This is a genomic window from Paenibacillus durus (assembly GCF_000756615.1).
Classification (GTDB): Bacteria; Bacillota; Bacilli; order Paenibacillales; family Paenibacillaceae; genus Paenibacillus_AQ; species Paenibacillus_AQ durus.
Genome location: NZ_CP009288.1, coordinates 4,620,915 through 4,635,597, shown reverse-complemented (window position 1 = coordinate 4,635,597; position 14,683 = coordinate 4,620,915). Strand labels below are relative to the sequence as shown.

The following is a 14,683-nucleotide window of genomic DNA, read 5'->3' as shown; positions in this document are numbered from 1 at the left end:
TTACATGTTTAAATTTAATGATGAAAAAGGGCAGCTGAAATGCTCTTTCTGCGGAAAATCGCAGGAGCAAGTACGCAAGCTCGTAGCAGGGCCCGGCGTTTATATATGCGATGAATGTATCGAACTGTGCACGGAGATCGTAGAGGAAGAGCTCGGACATGAGGAAGAGCTGGATCTGAAGGATATTCCGAAGCCAAAAGAAATCCGCGACATTCTCGATCAATACGTTATTGGTCAGGACCAAGCCAAGAAATCGTTGTCTGTTGCGGTATACAACCACTACAAACGGATTAACAGCCAGAGCAAGATTGAAGATGTCGAGCTGACGAAGAGCAACATTCTGCTGCTTGGTCCGACTGGTTCAGGCAAGACGCTGCTGGCTCAGACGATGGCCAAGATTATCAATGTGCCGTTCGCCATTGCGGATGCTACTTCCTTGACGGAAGCGGGCTATGTCGGCGAAGACGTCGAGAACATTCTGCTTAAGCTGATTCAAGCCGCAGACTATGATGTGGAGAAGGCCGAGCGCGGTATTATCTATATTGATGAAATTGATAAAGTGGCCCGTAAATCCGAGAACCCGTCGATTACCCGTGACGTTTCCGGCGAAGGCGTGCAGCAGGCGCTGCTGAAGATTCTCGAGGGAACGGTCGCTTCGGTGCCGCCGCAGGGCGGACGTAAGCATCCGCATCAGGAATTTATTCAAATTGATACGACGAACATTCTGTTCATCGTCGGCGGTGCTTTTGACGGATTGGAACAGCTGATTAAACGCCGTGTCGGCAAAAAGGTGATTGGCTTTAATGCATCCGAAGGCGGTCAAAAGGATCTGAAGCCTGGAGAGTACCTGTCGATGGTTCTGCCGGAGGATCTGCTGAAATTTGGCCTGATTCCCGAGTTTGTTGGCCGTCTGCCGGTTATCTCGACGCTCGAGCCGCTTGACGAGAAGACGCTGGTGCGTATCTTGTCCGAGCCGAAGAACGCATTGACGAAGCAATACGCCAAGCTGCTGGAAATGGATAATGTGTCGCTGAAGTTCGAACCGCAGGCACTGGAGGCCATTGCGAAGGAAGCGATCAAGCGCAATACCGGAGCCCGTGGTCTTCGCGCCATCATTGAGAGCATTATGCTTGATGTGATGTACGAAGTGCCTTCCCGCGATGACATCAAGGATTGCGTCATTACGGAGAAGGTTGTTCAGGAGAAGGCGCTGCCTGAACTGAACATCAAGAAAGACAAGAAACAAGAGGAAAGCGCGTAATAGCTAGCCTTACAATACAGGCCTAATGTCTCCACCTTCTTCCGCCCCCCGTCCCCCGCGGGAGCGAGGGGGTGGAGCTTTGGCGTTATGGGGGAGAAACCATGTTCCTTAGACATCAGACGCGTCCCGTCAATGTAGGCGGCATCACAATTGGAGGAAACAATGAGGTTGTCATCCAAAGCATGTGTACGACCAAGACTGCAGATGTGGAAGCCACGGTAGCCGAAATTCTCCGGCTTGAAGAAGCGGGCTGTCAGCTGGTGCGCGTTACGGTGAATAACGAAGAGGCCGCTGCGGCCATCAAGGAAATCAAAGAGCGGATTCATATTCCGCTCGTTGCGGATATTCATTTTAACTATAAGCTGGCCTTGCTCGCCATCGAGAACGGCATCGATAAGGTGAGAATTAACCCCGGCAATATCGGACGGCGCGAGAAAGTGGAAGCGGTTGTTAAGGCATGCAAAGAAAAGGGCATTCCGATCCGAATCGGTGTCAATGCCGGTTCGCTGGAGGCTCATCTGCTGGAGAAATACGGCTACCCGACGCCGGAAGCGATGGTGGAGAGCGCCTTGTACCATATCGGAATTCTGGAAGAACTGGATTTCCACAACATTATCGTGTCACTGAAGGCGTCTGACGTCCCAATGGCAATTGAAGCTTACCGCAAAGCTGCAGAAGTGATTCCTTATCCGCTGCATCTGGGCATTACGGAATCTGGCACCCTGTTCGCCGGTACCGTGAAGAGCTCGGCGGGCATCGGCGCTCTGCTCTCTATGGGAATCGGCAATACCGTGCGCATTTCGCTCAGCGCTGATCCGGTAGAGGAAGTCAAGGTGGCGCGCGAGCTGCTCAAGACATTCGGCCTAATTGCGAACGCGGCCACGCTCATTTCCTGTCCGACCTGCGGACGGCTTGACATCGACCTGTTCTCCATTGCGAATGAAGTCGAGGAGTATATCTCCAAGATCAAGGTGCCGATCAAGGTATCGGTGCTCGGCTGTGCGGTGAATGGTCCCGGCGAAGCTCGTGAGGCTGACATTGGTATTGCTGGAGCGCGCGGCGAAGGTCTGCTGTTCCGATACGGACAAATGATCCGCAAAGTTCCGGAAGCGGATTTGCTGTCTGAGCTGAAGAAAGAAATCGATGCGATTGTGTCCCATTATGAAGCCACCGGGGAAATCCCTGGCCGCAAGGCTCATCACGAGTCCATGCAGGGAGCGGGGATATCGGAAGGCTGAGCATTAAGAATTTCATAAGTCTACGGCTGCGGTCTTTTCCCGCCTGCGGGAAGGGGCCGCGCTTTTTTTCGAGTATAGAAGCAAGTTTCATCGCAAAGCCTTCGCCTTGTTATGGTAAATCCTCTCCAATGCGTTTAGCCGTTAGGGAAACGGCTATACTACCTAGTAGTACCAATGAATGGGAGGATAACTTATGGAACTGAGCATAGTGCTGATGGTCGTGCAGTTATTTTTCGCGCTGGTCATCGGCGTTTACTTTTGGAATTTGCTGCGGGGACAAAAGACAAACAAGACGGCGGTGGAGCGGGAGTCGCGCAAAGAACTGGAGAAGCTGCGGAAAATGCGGGCCATCTCGCTGACGAAGCCGCTGGCCGAGAAGACGCGTCCGGCTGCGATCAAGGATATCGTCGGGCAGAAGGATGGTCTGCGGGCCCTGAAGGCGGCGCTGTGCAGCGCCAATCCCCAGCATGTTATCATCTACGGCCCTCCCGGTGTTGGAAAGACGGCGGCGGCCCGCGTTGTGATGGAGGAAGCGAAAAAAAATCCGTTCTCTCCTTTCAAGGCGGATTCCAAGTTTACGGAAATCGATGCCACAGCGGCACGTTTTGACGAACGGGGCATCGCTGATCCTCTGATCGGCTCCGTTCATGATCCTATCTACCAGGGAGCTGGAGCGATGGGCGTGGCGGGTGTGCCTCAGCCTAAGCCGGGGGCGGTAACCAAGGCGCATGGAGGGATTTTATTTCTGGATGAAATTGGAGAACTACATCCCATTCAGATGAATAAGCTGCTTAAAGTGCTGGAGGATCGTAAGGTTCTGCTGGAAAGCGCATATTATAACTCGGAGGACAGCAACACGCCGGCTTATATCCATGATATTTTCCAGAATGGCTTGCCCGCCGATTTCCGGCTGGTTGGCGCAACTACGCGCTCGCCTCAGGAAATCTCTCCTGCACTCCGTTCGCGCTGCATGGAAATCTATTTCCGGCCGCTGCTTCCGGAAGAAGTTTCGCTCATCACCCGGGACGCGATTCAGAAAATCGGGCTAAAGCCAAGCCCGGAAGCGGTCTCTGTTGTCCAGAAGTATGCTACGAACGGACGCGAGGCGGTCAATATGGTTCAGCTCGCAGCAGGCCTTGCGCTTATGGAACAAAGAGAAACCTTAAGCGCGGCCGATGTGGAATGGGTAGCGGGCAGCAGCCAGCTGCCGCTGCGCACCGAGCGCAAGATTCCTTCCGAGCCCCAAGTAGGGCTGGTGAACGGGCTGGCGGTCTGCGGTCCGGGAATGGGCACGCTGCTTGAGATCGAAGTCTCGGCGGCTCCTGCCGTGAATGGAGAAGGCAGATTGAATATTACCGGGGTTGTCGATGAAGAAGAAATCGGGGGCGGCTCACGCACGCTTCGCCGCAAGAGCATGGCTAAGGGATCGGTTGAGAACGTCCTGACCGTTCTGCGCTCCATGAACCTTTCGCCCGACCGCTATGATCTGCATGTGAATTTTCCGGGCGGCACACCCATCGACGGACCTTCCGCCGGGCTCGCAATGGCTGTTGCGATTGTGTCGGCAATCCGGGGTCTGCCGGTGGACAATACGGTAGCAATGACCGGGGAGATTGGCATTCGCGGCAGGGTGAAGCCGGTCGGCGGCGTACTAGCGAAGGTGGAGGCGGCTTTGCAGGCCGGCGCCACGACGGTGCTCGTGCCCAAGGACAACTGGCAATCGCTATTCGCCGATTTGGCGCAGGTGCGCGTCATTCCCATTGAGACCGTGGAAGAGGCATTCCGCCTTCTATTCGGCACCCATCTCGAAGATGTCCGGCTGTCCGCCGTTGCCGGAGACACTTTTGCGGCGTCTCCAGCGCTGCTGAAGGCGGACGCTTCGGGAGAAAGCGCCAATCTGTAAAGCCGTGCCAATTTCTTAAGCTGCCGGTCGGTTCCGGGATCGGCTAATGCAACTTCTGCGCCAACTGGCCGCCTTATGTGCGGTCAGTTGGTGTTTTGATGGCGCTTTTGATAGAATAAAATACAAAAGTTATGACATACAAGAGAGCGATTGGAGGTTCGAAAGCGATGGTATCCAAACATACAAAAGGTCGTCGTTTTCCTTTATTGCCGCTCAGGGGTCTCCTTGTGTACCCAAGCATGGTCCTTCATTTGGATGTGGGTCGCGAGAAGTCGGTTAAAGCGTTGGAAAAAGCGATGGTCGAAGATAATCTGATCCTCCTCTGTTCTCAATCGGAAGTCAATATTGAAGAGCCGGGTCAAGAAGATATTTTTCGGGTTGGTACAGTGGCGAATGTGCGGCAGATGCTGAAGCTCCCCAACGGCACGATCCGTGTGCTTGTGGAGGGCGTTGAACGGGCCGAGATCATTCACTACATGGATAATGAGGAATATTACGAGGTCATGGCGCGAGAGCTTCCTGAGCAGCCTGACGATGATCCGGAAAGCGACGCGTTAATGCGCACTGTCCTGAACCAGTTTGAGCATTATATTACCTTATCCAAAAAGGTGACGCCGGAGACGCTCGCGGCAGTATCGGACATCGAAGAGCCCGGACGCCTCGCCGATGTCATCACAAGCCATCTTGTGCTGAAGATCAAGGATAAGCAGGAAATTCTCGAGACCATCGACGTACGCAAGCGTCTGGAGAAGCTGCTTGATATTCTGGGCAACGAGCGCGAGGTGCTGGAGCTGGAACGCAAGATCAACCAGCGCGTCAAGAAGCAGATGGAAAAGACGCAGAAGGAATATTATTTGCGGGAGCAGATGAAGGCGATCCAGAAAGAGCTTGGCGACAAAGAAGGGCGGGCCGGTGAAGCCGAGGAACTTCGTGCCCAGGCGGAGGAGAAGGAGCTGCCGGAGCGGGTCAAAGAGAAGATTGACAAGGAAATCGACCGGCTTGAGAAAATGCCTGCGAGCTCTGCAGAAGGCGGGGTCATCCGTAATTACGTGGAGATGCTTCTAAGCCTTCCCTGGAATGAATTCACCGAGGATGATCTGGATATCGCCAAGGCGGAGCAAGTGCTCGATGAAGACCACTACGGGCTGGATAAACCGAAAGAGCGGGTGCTGGAATATCTGGCCGTCCAGAAGCTTGTCAAAAAGCTAAAAGGCCCGATCCTCTGTCTTGTCGGCCCTCCGGGAGTCGGCAAAACTTCGCTGGCGCGGTCGATCGCGCGCTCCCTGAACCGCAAGTTCGTCCGCATTTCCCTCGGCGGCGTGCGGGATGAAGCGGAGATCCGCGGCCACCGCCGCACCTATGTCGGCGCGATGCCCGGACGGATCATCCAGGGCATGAAGACGGCGGGTTCGCTCAATCCCGTCTTCCTACTTGATGAGATCGACAAGATGGCTTCCGATTTCCGCGGCGACCCTTCCGCGGCGCTGCTGGAAGTTCTGGACCCGGAACAGAACAATACGTTCAGCGATCACTTCGTGGAAATTCCGTTCGATCTTTCGAATGTAATGTTCGTGACGACGGCCAATGCCGTGCACAATATCCCCCGTCCGCTGCTTGACCGGATGGAGATGCTGTACATCCCAGGCTACACGGAGCTTGAGAAGCTGCAGATCGCAAGACGTTACCTGCTGCCGAAGCAGAAGAAGAATCACGGTCTGGAAGATGGCCAGCTAACGATTGAGGAAGGTACGCTGCTGTCAGTCATCCGGGAATACACGAGGGAATCCGGTGTCCGGAACCTGGAACAGCAGGTAGCCGCGCTGTGCCGGAAGGCGGCCAAGCAGATTGTATCGGGAGAGAAGGAGAGCGTCAGCATCTCCCCCGCCGATATCAAGGATTACCTGGGAACGGCCAAATACCGTTACGGGATGGCGGAGCTGGAAGACCAAATCGGTACAGTGACCGGCTTAGCCTGGACAGAAGTGGGCGGAGATACGCTGCTGATTGAAGTAACGGTCGTTCCGGGGAGCGGCAAGCTTATTTTGACCGGACAACTGGGTGACGTTATGAAGGAGTCGGCGCAGGCCGCATTCAGCTATACGCGTTCCAAGGCGGAAGAGTTTGGCATCCCGTCCGATTTTTACGAAAAGAACGACATTCATATTCACATCCCCGAAGGGGCGATTCCGAAGGATGGGCCTTCGGCGGGCATTACGATCGCAACCGCGCTCGTATCTGCTCTCACCAAGCGCCAAGTCTCGAAGGATGTTGCGATGACGGGAGAGATCACGCTGCGCGGGCGGGTGCTGCCGATTGGCGGACTTAAGGAGAAATCGCTTGCCGCCCATCGCGCGGGCTATAAGAAAATCCTCCTCCCCAAAGATAACGAGCGGGATTTGAAGGAAATTCCCGAGAGCGTGAAGAATGACGTGGAATTTGTACCCGTCTCTCATATGGATCAGGTGCTGCATCACGCGCTTGTGGCCAAGATCGCGGATCAGGCTGTCCAAAGTTTGCAATAGGTTTTTAGAAAGGAAGTCCAATGAAAGTAACTAAAGCCGAGTTTATTATCAGTGCCGTCGGCCCGAATCAATACCCTGAAGACGCCTTGCCGGAGATTGCTCTGGCAGGGCGCTCCAACGTGGGGAAGTCGTCCCTGATTAACCGAATGATTAGCCGCAAAAATCTGGCCCGCACCAGTTCCACCCCGGGCAAGACGCAGCACATGAACTATTACCGCATTAATGATACGATGTATTATGTCGATTTTCCCGGTTACGGTTACGCCAAAGTATCCAAAGTCCAACGGGCGGCCTGGGGCAAAATGGTAGAGAAGTACTTGGCCGAACGCGAGACACTCAAGCTGGTGCTGCTCGTGGTTGACCTGCGCCACCCTCCAACCGCAGACGATAGGATGATGCATGAATGGCTGAAACACTATGACATCCCGATGTGCGTCGTCGCAACCAAAGCGGACAAAATTCCAAAGACCCGTCTGCCAAGGCATATCAAGATTGTAAAAGAAACGCTCGGGATTCTTCCCGGCGAGAGCTTTATTCCGTTCTCTTCGGAGCTCGGTCTCGGAAGAGACGAGCTGTGGTCGTTGATTGAAAGCCGGATTGCTTCCGGAGAGCAAGAAGAAGAACAAGATAAAGAGAACCGTGGCTAAAGGTTACCCGACTATTTTTTTAAACGTCAGGCCACTATGAAACTCAGCGAACTATAAGCTATAACACTTGATAACCATGCATAGCCGTGGTTATTTTTTACTTTTTTCCTTGTTTATAATTATTCTAATTTCATATATAATTCATAAAGAGACAAAAGAAATGTCTCGTCGTGTGATATACTTAACATAGTGATTGTATATGATGTGATTTTGATATTCTACGGAATACAAATATTTGTTAGGCAAATGCTAATATACAGCAACGAATTAAGACTAGGATGGTGAACTTATAGATGCACATCGTCGCCGTTGGCTTGAACTACCGTACAGCGCCTGTCGAGGTGAGAGAGCAGTTCGCTTTTGCGGAGAAGGATCTGCCGGCAGCGCTTCATCAGCTGATGCGGACGAAGAGCGTGCTGGAAGGGGTCATCGTCGCCACCTGCAACCGTACGGAAATTTACGTGGTTGTGGATCGTCATCATATGTGCGGACACTTTATCCGCAGCTTTATGGAGCAGTGGTTCGGCGTCAATAACGAGCAATTTACACAGCATATGTATAAATATGAGGATGAGCAGGCTGTCCAGCATCTGTTCCGGGTGACCTGTGGACTTGATTCGATGGTGATCGGCGAGACGCAGATTTTGGGGCAGGTTCGCAGCGCTTTTTTGACCGCACAGAGTGAGGGCGCGACGGGAACGTGGTTCAACCGGCTGTTCAAGCAAGCAGTGACGGTAGGCAAACGGGCCCACAGCGAGACGTCGATCGGCGAGAGCGCGGTATCGGTCAGTTATGCGGCGGTTGAGCTGGGCAAGCGTATTTTTGGCATGTTCACCGGCAAAAAAGTGCTGATTCTCGGCGCGGGCAAAATGAGCGAGCTGACGGTCAAGCATTTGTACGCGAGCGGAGCTGCGGAAGTGATTGTTGCGAACCGCACCCTTGCGCGTGCTGCGGAGCTGGCGGAGAAGTTCGCGGGCCGTCCATGCACGCTGGAAGAAGCGGCCTCTCGTCTGCAAGAGTTCGATATTGTGATCAGTTCTACAGGTGCAGAAGGCTATGTGCTGACGGCTGGAAGAATTGCGGAAAGCATGAAGAACCGGCAGTCCCGCCCGCTGTTCATGATTGATATAGCCGTTCCGCGCGACATTGATCCGTCGGCGTCCGAGCTTCCGAATGTGTTTTTGTACGATATTGACGATTTGGAGGGTATCGTGGAGAGCAATATGGAGATGCGGCGCGGCGAAGCCGCGAAGATTGAAGGGTTGATTGTGGAGGAGAGCGATAATTTTCAGCAGTGGCTTAAGACGCTGGGAGTGCAGCCGGTCATTCGGGCGCTTCAGGAGAAATCAAACGCCATTCATGAGGAAACGCTGGAGAGCTTGTTCAACAAGCTGCCTGAACTGGATGAGCATCAGCGCAAGATTATCCGCCGGCTGACCAAGAGTATTGTGAACCAGATGATGCATGACCCGATCAATGTGATCAAAGAGATGTCCGGCGATAAGAACGGGAGCGAGGCGCTTGAGTTTTTTTCGAAGGTCTTTGCACTTGAGGACCGGCTTGAGTCCGAATCGGAAAAAGGGAGCGTCGCTCCCGAGAGAAACCGCAAACCGGCGGACACGCTGCCCGGCAGCGGAAACGCCGCTCTGCCGAAGAGCGCTTTTGCTCCGGCAAGCCTCTAAAAGGAGGACCCCGGTATACGTTACCTGAATGGAATATATGACGCAGCCCTGCTGCTGTATGCCCTGAGCCTGCTGTTTTATTTCCTGGATTGCCTTGAGCGGAATCCGGATCGGAAGCGGTTAGGCACGGGGCTTCTTGTTTTTGTCGGCCTGCTGCAGTCCGCGGGTCTTGGCATACGCTTTTATGAGGTGCAGGGTCTGCCGATTTTTACGCCGTACGATTTTCTGTTCTGGTTCTCTTTCAGCATCGTGCTGATCTCACTGGCTCAGTCTTTTATGCGGCGTTCCGAGTTTACGGTTCTGCTGCTCAGTGTAGCGGGGTTCAGCGCTTTTTTCCTTAACCGGGTGTGGCTGACGGCGGAGGATCATACGCTTCAGAGCTGGAAAGCGGTCCACGGCTGGCTGGCTATGCATATTATTCTCGCCAACCTGAGCTTTGCCGCGCTGACGCTGGGTGCGGTGTTCGGAATCATGTACCTGTTCCTGCACACCAGGCTGAAGCACAAGAAATGGAATGACCGGGTCCGGCGTCTGCCAAGTCTGGAAGTTCTGGACAAATATGCTTATACTTCCGTGCTTGCCGGGACGCCACTGCTCGCGGTGTCGCTTATTGTGGCCGGGATCTCAATTATTTCCGAAGGGCGGCTGCCGCTGTTTCAGGATTTAAAAGTGCTGTCCACGCTTATCGGGCTCGGTATTTACTTATCCTATCTTATTCTTAAAAGATCGGGCCGGAGCAGCGGAATTGTCATGGCGCGCTGGGCGGTCTCGGGCTACGGATTTATCATCCTAAATTTTTTGCTGAATTCGTGGTCCGATTTTCATCGTTGAGGCGGGGGCTGAGATTATATGACGGTTTATTTGCCGATTATGCTGGATTGCAGGGGAAAGCATTGTATAGTGGTCGGAGGAGGAAAGGTTGCGGAGCGCAAGACGCTGGGGCTGCTGGAGGCCGGGGCGGCGGTAACGATTATTAGCCCTGCCCTGACGCCGCAGCTGGCGGAACTATCGGACAGCGCGTCAGTGGTCTGGCTGAACCGCAACTATGCTCCCGGGGATGCCCGTGGAGCTTTTCTTGTCTATGCAGCAACCGACGATCGGGCGGTTAACGAGGAAGTGGCGCGGGAAGCGGATAGTCTGGGTGTGCCGGTCAATGTGGGCAGCCATGCGGAGGCTGGGAGTTTCATTACGCCGGGCATGCTGCGCCGGGGCCGTCTGACAGTGGCGGTTTCGACCTCAGGTGCGGGACCCGGTATCACCGCAGGAATCATGAAGCTGATGGAAGAAATGCTGGGTGAAGAGTATGAAGCCTATCTGGATTTTATATATGAAATGCGCCAAGAGATCAAGCGGCGGGAACGGTCACCGGAGGTTCGAAAGCGTCTGCTGAAAAGGCTCGGGACATTAAATGTGCTTGACGAAATCAGGGAAGGCGCCTTTACGGCATGGGATTCGGAACAAATTGAGATCTGGATCGCACAACATCGGGAGGAATAAAAGAATGCGAACGATTATTGTAGGCAGCAGACAAAGCGCGCTGGCATTGACACAGACCGGCCAAGTAATAGATGATTTGAAGCGGCTCTGCGCGGAGCATGGGTTCCCATTTACGTTCGAGGTGAAAAAAATCGTCACCAAAGGCGACCGCATCCTTGATGTTACGCTGTCCAAGGTGGGCGGCAAAGGGCTGTTCGTCAAGGAAATCGAGCAGGCTATGCTGGAACGGGAGATCGACATGGCTGTGCACAGCATGAAGGATATGCCCTCCGAACTGCCGAAGGGTCTGGTTAACGGCGCGGTTCCCCGGCGCGTCGATCCGAGAGACTGCCTGATTACCCGCAGCGGCCAGGGTCTAGCTGATCTTCCTTCGGGAGCGCGGGTCGGCACAAGCAGTCTGCGCCGTTCCAGCCAGCTGGCGGCGCTGCGGCCGGATCTCGTGATCGAACCGGTGCGCGGCAACATCGATTCCAGGCTGCGGAAGCTTGCGAGCGGCGAGTACGACGCGATTCTGCTTGCGGCGGCTGGCCTGACCCGTATGGGCTGGCAGGACCGTGTGACGGCATACCTGCGGCCCGAGGAATGTCTGCCCGCTGTAGGGCAGGGCGCACTGGGCATCGAATGCCGCGTGGAGGATAACGAGCTGCGGCGGCTGCTTTCATTGTATAATGATGAAGAGACTGCGCTCACGGTCGCCGCGGAACGCCGTTTTCTTGGCGTGCTGAACGGCGGCTGCCAAGTGCCGATTGGCGCTTTTGCCACACTGGAGAGCACCTTAGAGGATAGCGTGGAGAAGGCGGCTGGCAGCCGGAGTATCACGCTTACCGGTATGGTTGGAACGCCGGACGGGGCCGTGATATTGAAGGAGAGCTGCATCGGCACCGATCCGGTTCAGGTAGGCGAAGAGACGGCGAGACGGTTGATCGCCAAGGGAGCGGAGAAGATTTTGGCAGAGCTAAGGGGTTGAGTTGAGAGAATGGCAGGCAAAGTGTATTTGGTGGGCGCGGGCCCTGGGGATGCAAAGCTCATTACGATCAAAGGCATGGAATGCATCAAAAAAGCGGATGTGCTGGTCTACGACCGGCTGGCAAGTCCCAGGCTGCTGAAATGGATGCCCCCTGGCGGAGAGAAGATTTATGTGGGCAAGCTTCCGGACCGGCATACGATGAAGCAGGAGGAAATTAATCAGCTGCTCGTCGATCTGGCGCTTCAGGGCAAGACTGTGGTGAGATTAAAAGGCGGCGATCCGACGATTTTTGGCCGGGTGGGCGAGGAAGCGGAGCTGCTGCGAAGAAACGGCATTTCCTACGAGATCGTTCCGGGCATCACGTCGGCGATCAGCGTGCCGGCTTATGCCGGCATTCCAGTAACTCACCGCGATTATGCTTCTTCTCTGTCGATTATTACCGGGCACGAAAGCCCGGACAAGCTGGACCGCTCGATTCATTGGGATAAAGTAACGAATGCCACGGGCACGCTTGTCTTCCTAATGGGAGTCGCCAAAATCGGCTATATCAGCAGCAATCTGATTAAGCACGGCCGCCCGCCGGAGACGCCGGTGGCGCTGGTGCGTTGGGGGACGCGCGCGGAGCAGGAGACGCTGATTGGCACACTCGCCGATATTGAAGAGAAAGTGAAGGCGGCGAATTTCGGGTCGCCGGCCGTTATCGTCGTCGGCGATGTGGTGAAGCAGCGGGAGGAACTGAAATGGGCCGAGGAGCTGCCGCTGTTCGGCAAGCGGATTCTTGTCACCCGGGCGCGCAGCCAGGCCAGTGAACTGGTGGACCGGATTGAGGAACTGGGCGGAGAGCCTTACGAATTCCCGGTTATCGAGACGGTTATGCCGGAGAGTGCGGAGAAAAGAGAGGCGATTGCCTCGGCGCTCACGAAGCTTCCGGAATATGATTGGGTGTTCTTTACGAGCGTAAACGGAGTGGAGTTCTTCTTCCGCCATCTGGCGGAGCTAAAAGCGGACATTCGCGGCCTGTCCCGCGCCCGTATCGCCGCCGTCGGTCCCGCTACTGCCGAAGCGCTCGCCCAGCGCGGCCTTATGACGGAAGAACTGCCGGCAAGGTTCCAGGCGGAAGGGCTGATCGAAGCATATGGTGATCGGCTGCTGCCGGGACAGAAGGCGCTGCTGCCGCGCGGCGATCTGGCAAGGGAATGGCTTCCGCAGAAGCTGACTGAGCTGGGGCTTGCGGTGACGGAGATCGATACGTACGAGACAATCGTTACCGGTGAGGATGATGTAGAGCTCATGAAGCTGCTGGAAGAGGGGCGGATACATGCTGTCACCTTTACCAGCTCCTCCACCGTGCGTAATTTTCTCGATATCCTGAAAAGGATGGGACTAACGGACCCGCTGCCTTTGCTGGAGAACGTCAAGATGGCCTGCATCGGCCCGATCACGCAGCAGACGGCAGTGGAAGCCGGACTGACTCCCGGATTGCTGGCGGAGGAGGCCACGATCGACTCGCTGGTGAATGAGTTGTGCCGTTGGAACGAGCAAACGAAGAACCGGTAAAGCTGTAGTCCGGGATTGGTAAAAGTGTTTTTTTCGGCAAAATTCGGCTGTATATAATTAAAAAAATGAATAATCTGCTGTTGCAACAGCCTGGCCCGATATGCGTGCGCCGGGCTGTTTGACGTTGATACCGGCCTGTGTTTGTTCGTCTTACTTCCTTGTATTAAATCCTTTGGATGTGTTATTATATAGGAACAAATGTTCCTGCGCGGAGGGTTGAGAATGCCGAAGACATACGAACCAGTAACATCGAAGACGGGAATGACGCGTGTGAAAGAGGAACGGATGCCATTCGGCTGGTCGGTCAATCCGTATCGGGGGTGCGCACATGGCTGCAGCTTCTGTTTTGCCAGAGGATTTCAGGGCTTTATCGATAAAAAGGCGGATGACGAGTTCCAGAATCATATTATGCTCAAGACGAACGCGGCTGAAGCGCTGGAGGCGCAGCTGTCCGGTCTGGCCCGCAAATTCAAGTACGATCTTGCAGCGATGAGAAATGAAGTGGGCGAGGTCATGATCGGGACGGTGACCGATCCTTATCAGCCGATAGAGAGCAGAACGAAGCTGACCCAAAAATGTCTGCTGGTGCTGGCGAAGTACGGTATCCAGACTTCGGTGACCACCCGGTCCCCTCTGATCCTGCGCGACTTGGATTTGCTTGAGAACATGCATACTTTGTCGGTTAATATCAGCCTCAATACATTGAATGACGGGCTTGCGCGCAGGTTGGAGCCGGAATCGCCGCTGCCGTCCAAGAGGCTGGATACGGTTCAAAAGCTGGCGGAACGGGGGATTAGAACCGCCGTATTCATCGCGCCGATTCTTCCGTTTCTGACCGATGAGCCGGGCGAGCTTGAAGCGCTGTTCGCCGCGGCGGCGGATCTGGGGGCGGAGTCGGTCATGACTTCGCTATTGCGACTTTCCCGGGATGTGAAAGGCTGGTACTTCCGTACGCTTAAAGAACAGTTCCCGGATACGCTGGAGCCGTACCGAAGACTGTATGCGGACGGGGGGTATGCTGAAGCGGGATACCGCGAGAACATGTCCCGGCTTCTGGACAAGCTGCACCGTAAATACGGACCAAGGTTCCGTTCTGTGCCTGAAAGGGCCACAGTATGGGGTGATTACTGCACCGGGGAAGAAGCTTGGCGGTCCGGTTTGGCCGAAATTGCCGGGAAGCCCCTGGTTGAGCAGCTGTCATTCCCGTTTTAAACGGCGGCGGTGCTGACCAGATAATCGGGTAGGACTTCACAGCGGGAGCAGATTGGCTGGACCCCCATGTTAAGGCGGACTTGGAGTCAGATGGACCTGTAACGGATATGGGTTACTTACAATCATCTGCAAAAGGGGTAAAGATGCTTTTCCCGGCAAGCTGCGGTAAAATTAAAGGGTTAGACAATGGTTAGAAA

11 protein-coding genes are annotated in these 14,683 nt (G+C 54.7%); all 11 read left to right on the top strand.

Annotation, left to right across the window (positions count from 1 at the left end; translation table 11 throughout):
• Nucleotides 1-4: 4 nt before the first annotated feature.
• The 11 genes from clpX to PDUR_RS20075 all read left to right on the top strand — a co-directional run bounded on the left by clpX (nt 5) and on the right by PDUR_RS20075 (nt 14,486).
• The gene (gene clpX / locus PDUR_RS20125; protein ID WP_042207910.1) at nt 5-1,261 is read left to right on the top strand and encodes an ATP-dependent protease ATP-binding subunit ClpX; all 1,257 of its coding nucleotides are present in this window, start codon (nt 5-7) and stop codon (nt 1,259-1,261) included.
• A 101-nt stretch (nt 1,262-1,362) separates the two neighbouring features.
• Entirely contained in the window at nt 1,363-2,499 is a 1,137-nt protein-coding gene (gene ispG / locus PDUR_RS20120) for a flavodoxin-dependent (E)-4-hydroxy-3-methylbut-2-enyl-diphosphate synthase (RefSeq protein WP_042207909.1), read from the top strand.
• A gap of 193 nt (nt 2,500-2,692) precedes the next feature.
• On the top strand, nt 2,693-4,402 hold the full coding sequence (gene lonB / locus PDUR_RS20115) for an ATP-dependent protease LonB (protein ID WP_042207908.1): 1,710 nt from the start codon (nt 2,693-2,695) through the stop codon (nt 4,400-4,402).
• Nucleotides 4,403-4,569: 167 nt separating this feature from the next.
• Complete coding sequence (gene lon / locus PDUR_RS20110; RefSeq protein WP_042207907.1) at nt 4,570-6,924, top strand: endopeptidase La; 2,355 nt, start codon at nt 4,570-4,572, stop codon at nt 6,922-6,924.
• 20 nt (nt 6,925-6,944) lie between these two features.
• Nucleotides 6,945-7,571 carry a ribosome biogenesis GTP-binding protein YihA/YsxC gene (gene yihA / locus PDUR_RS20105; protein WP_042207906.1) on the top strand — a complete coding sequence of 209 codons (627 nt, stop codon included), beginning with the start codon at nt 6,945-6,947 and terminating at the stop codon, nt 7,569-7,571.
• Nucleotides 7,572-7,864: 293 nt separating this feature from the next.
• The gene (hemA, locus tag PDUR_RS20100; protein WP_042207905.1) at nt 7,865-9,253 is read left to right on the top strand and encodes a glutamyl-tRNA reductase; all 1,389 of its coding nucleotides are present in this window, start codon (nt 7,865-7,867) and stop codon (nt 9,251-9,253) included.
• A gap of 189 nt (nt 9,254-9,442) precedes the next feature.
• A complete protein-coding gene (ccsA, locus tag PDUR_RS20095; RefSeq protein ID WP_330217219.1) occupies nt 9,443-10,084 on the top strand; it encodes a cytochrome c biogenesis protein CcsA in 642 nt (213 codons plus the stop codon).
• An 18-nt stretch (nt 10,085-10,102) separates the two neighbouring features.
• Nucleotides 10,103-10,750, top strand: a complete 648-nt coding sequence (locus PDUR_RS20090; RefSeq protein WP_042207903.1) for a precorrin-2 dehydrogenase/sirohydrochlorin ferrochelatase family protein — start codon at nt 10,103-10,105, stop codon at nt 10,748-10,750.
• Nucleotides 10,751-10,754: 4 nt separating this feature from the next.
• Nucleotides 10,755-11,717, top strand: coding sequence for a hydroxymethylbilane synthase (gene hemC / locus PDUR_RS20085; RefSeq protein WP_042207901.1), 963 nt, complete (start codon nt 10,755-10,757; stop codon nt 11,715-11,717).
• Nucleotides 11,718-11,726: 9 nt separating this feature from the next.
• Entirely contained in the window at nt 11,727-13,274 is a 1,548-nt protein-coding gene (gene cobA, locus PDUR_RS20080; protein ID WP_042207900.1) for a uroporphyrinogen-III C-methyltransferase, read from the top strand.
• Between the two features lie 222 nt (nt 13,275-13,496).
• Nucleotides 13,497-14,486 (top strand): SPL family radical SAM protein, encoded by a 990-nt coding sequence (locus PDUR_RS20075; protein ID WP_042207899.1) that lies wholly within the window; start codon nt 13,497-13,499, stop codon nt 14,484-14,486.
• Nucleotides 14,487-14,683: the final 197 nt, after the last annotated feature.

Coding starts and splice junctions, on each gene's coding strand:
- clpX (WP_042207910.1), top strand. CDS start 5: ATGTTTAAATTTAATGATGAAAAAGGGCAGCTGAAATGCTCTTTCTGC.
- ispG (WP_042207909.1), top strand. CDS start 1,363: ATGTTCCTTAGACATCAGACGCGTCCCGTCAATGTAGGCGGCATCACA.
- lonB (WP_042207908.1), top strand. CDS start 2,693: ATGGAACTGAGCATAGTGCTGATGGTCGTGCAGTTATTTTTCGCGCTG.
- lon (WP_042207907.1), top strand. CDS start 4,570: ATGGTATCCAAACATACAAAAGGTCGTCGTTTTCCTTTATTGCCGCTC.
- yihA (WP_042207906.1), top strand. CDS start 6,945: ATGAAAGTAACTAAAGCCGAGTTTATTATCAGTGCCGTCGGCCCGAAT.
- hemA (WP_042207905.1), top strand. CDS start 7,865: ATGCACATCGTCGCCGTTGGCTTGAACTACCGTACAGCGCCTGTCGAG.
- PDUR_RS20090 (WP_042207903.1), top strand. CDS start 10,103: ATGACGGTTTATTTGCCGATTATGCTGGATTGCAGGGGAAAGCATTGT.
- hemC (WP_042207901.1), top strand. CDS start 10,755: ATGCGAACGATTATTGTAGGCAGCAGACAAAGCGCGCTGGCATTGACA.
- cobA (WP_042207900.1), top strand. CDS start 11,727: ATGGCAGGCAAAGTGTATTTGGTGGGCGCGGGCCCTGGGGATGCAAAG.
- PDUR_RS20075 (WP_042207899.1), top strand. CDS start 13,497: ATGCCGAAGACATACGAACCAGTAACATCGAAGACGGGAATGACGCGT.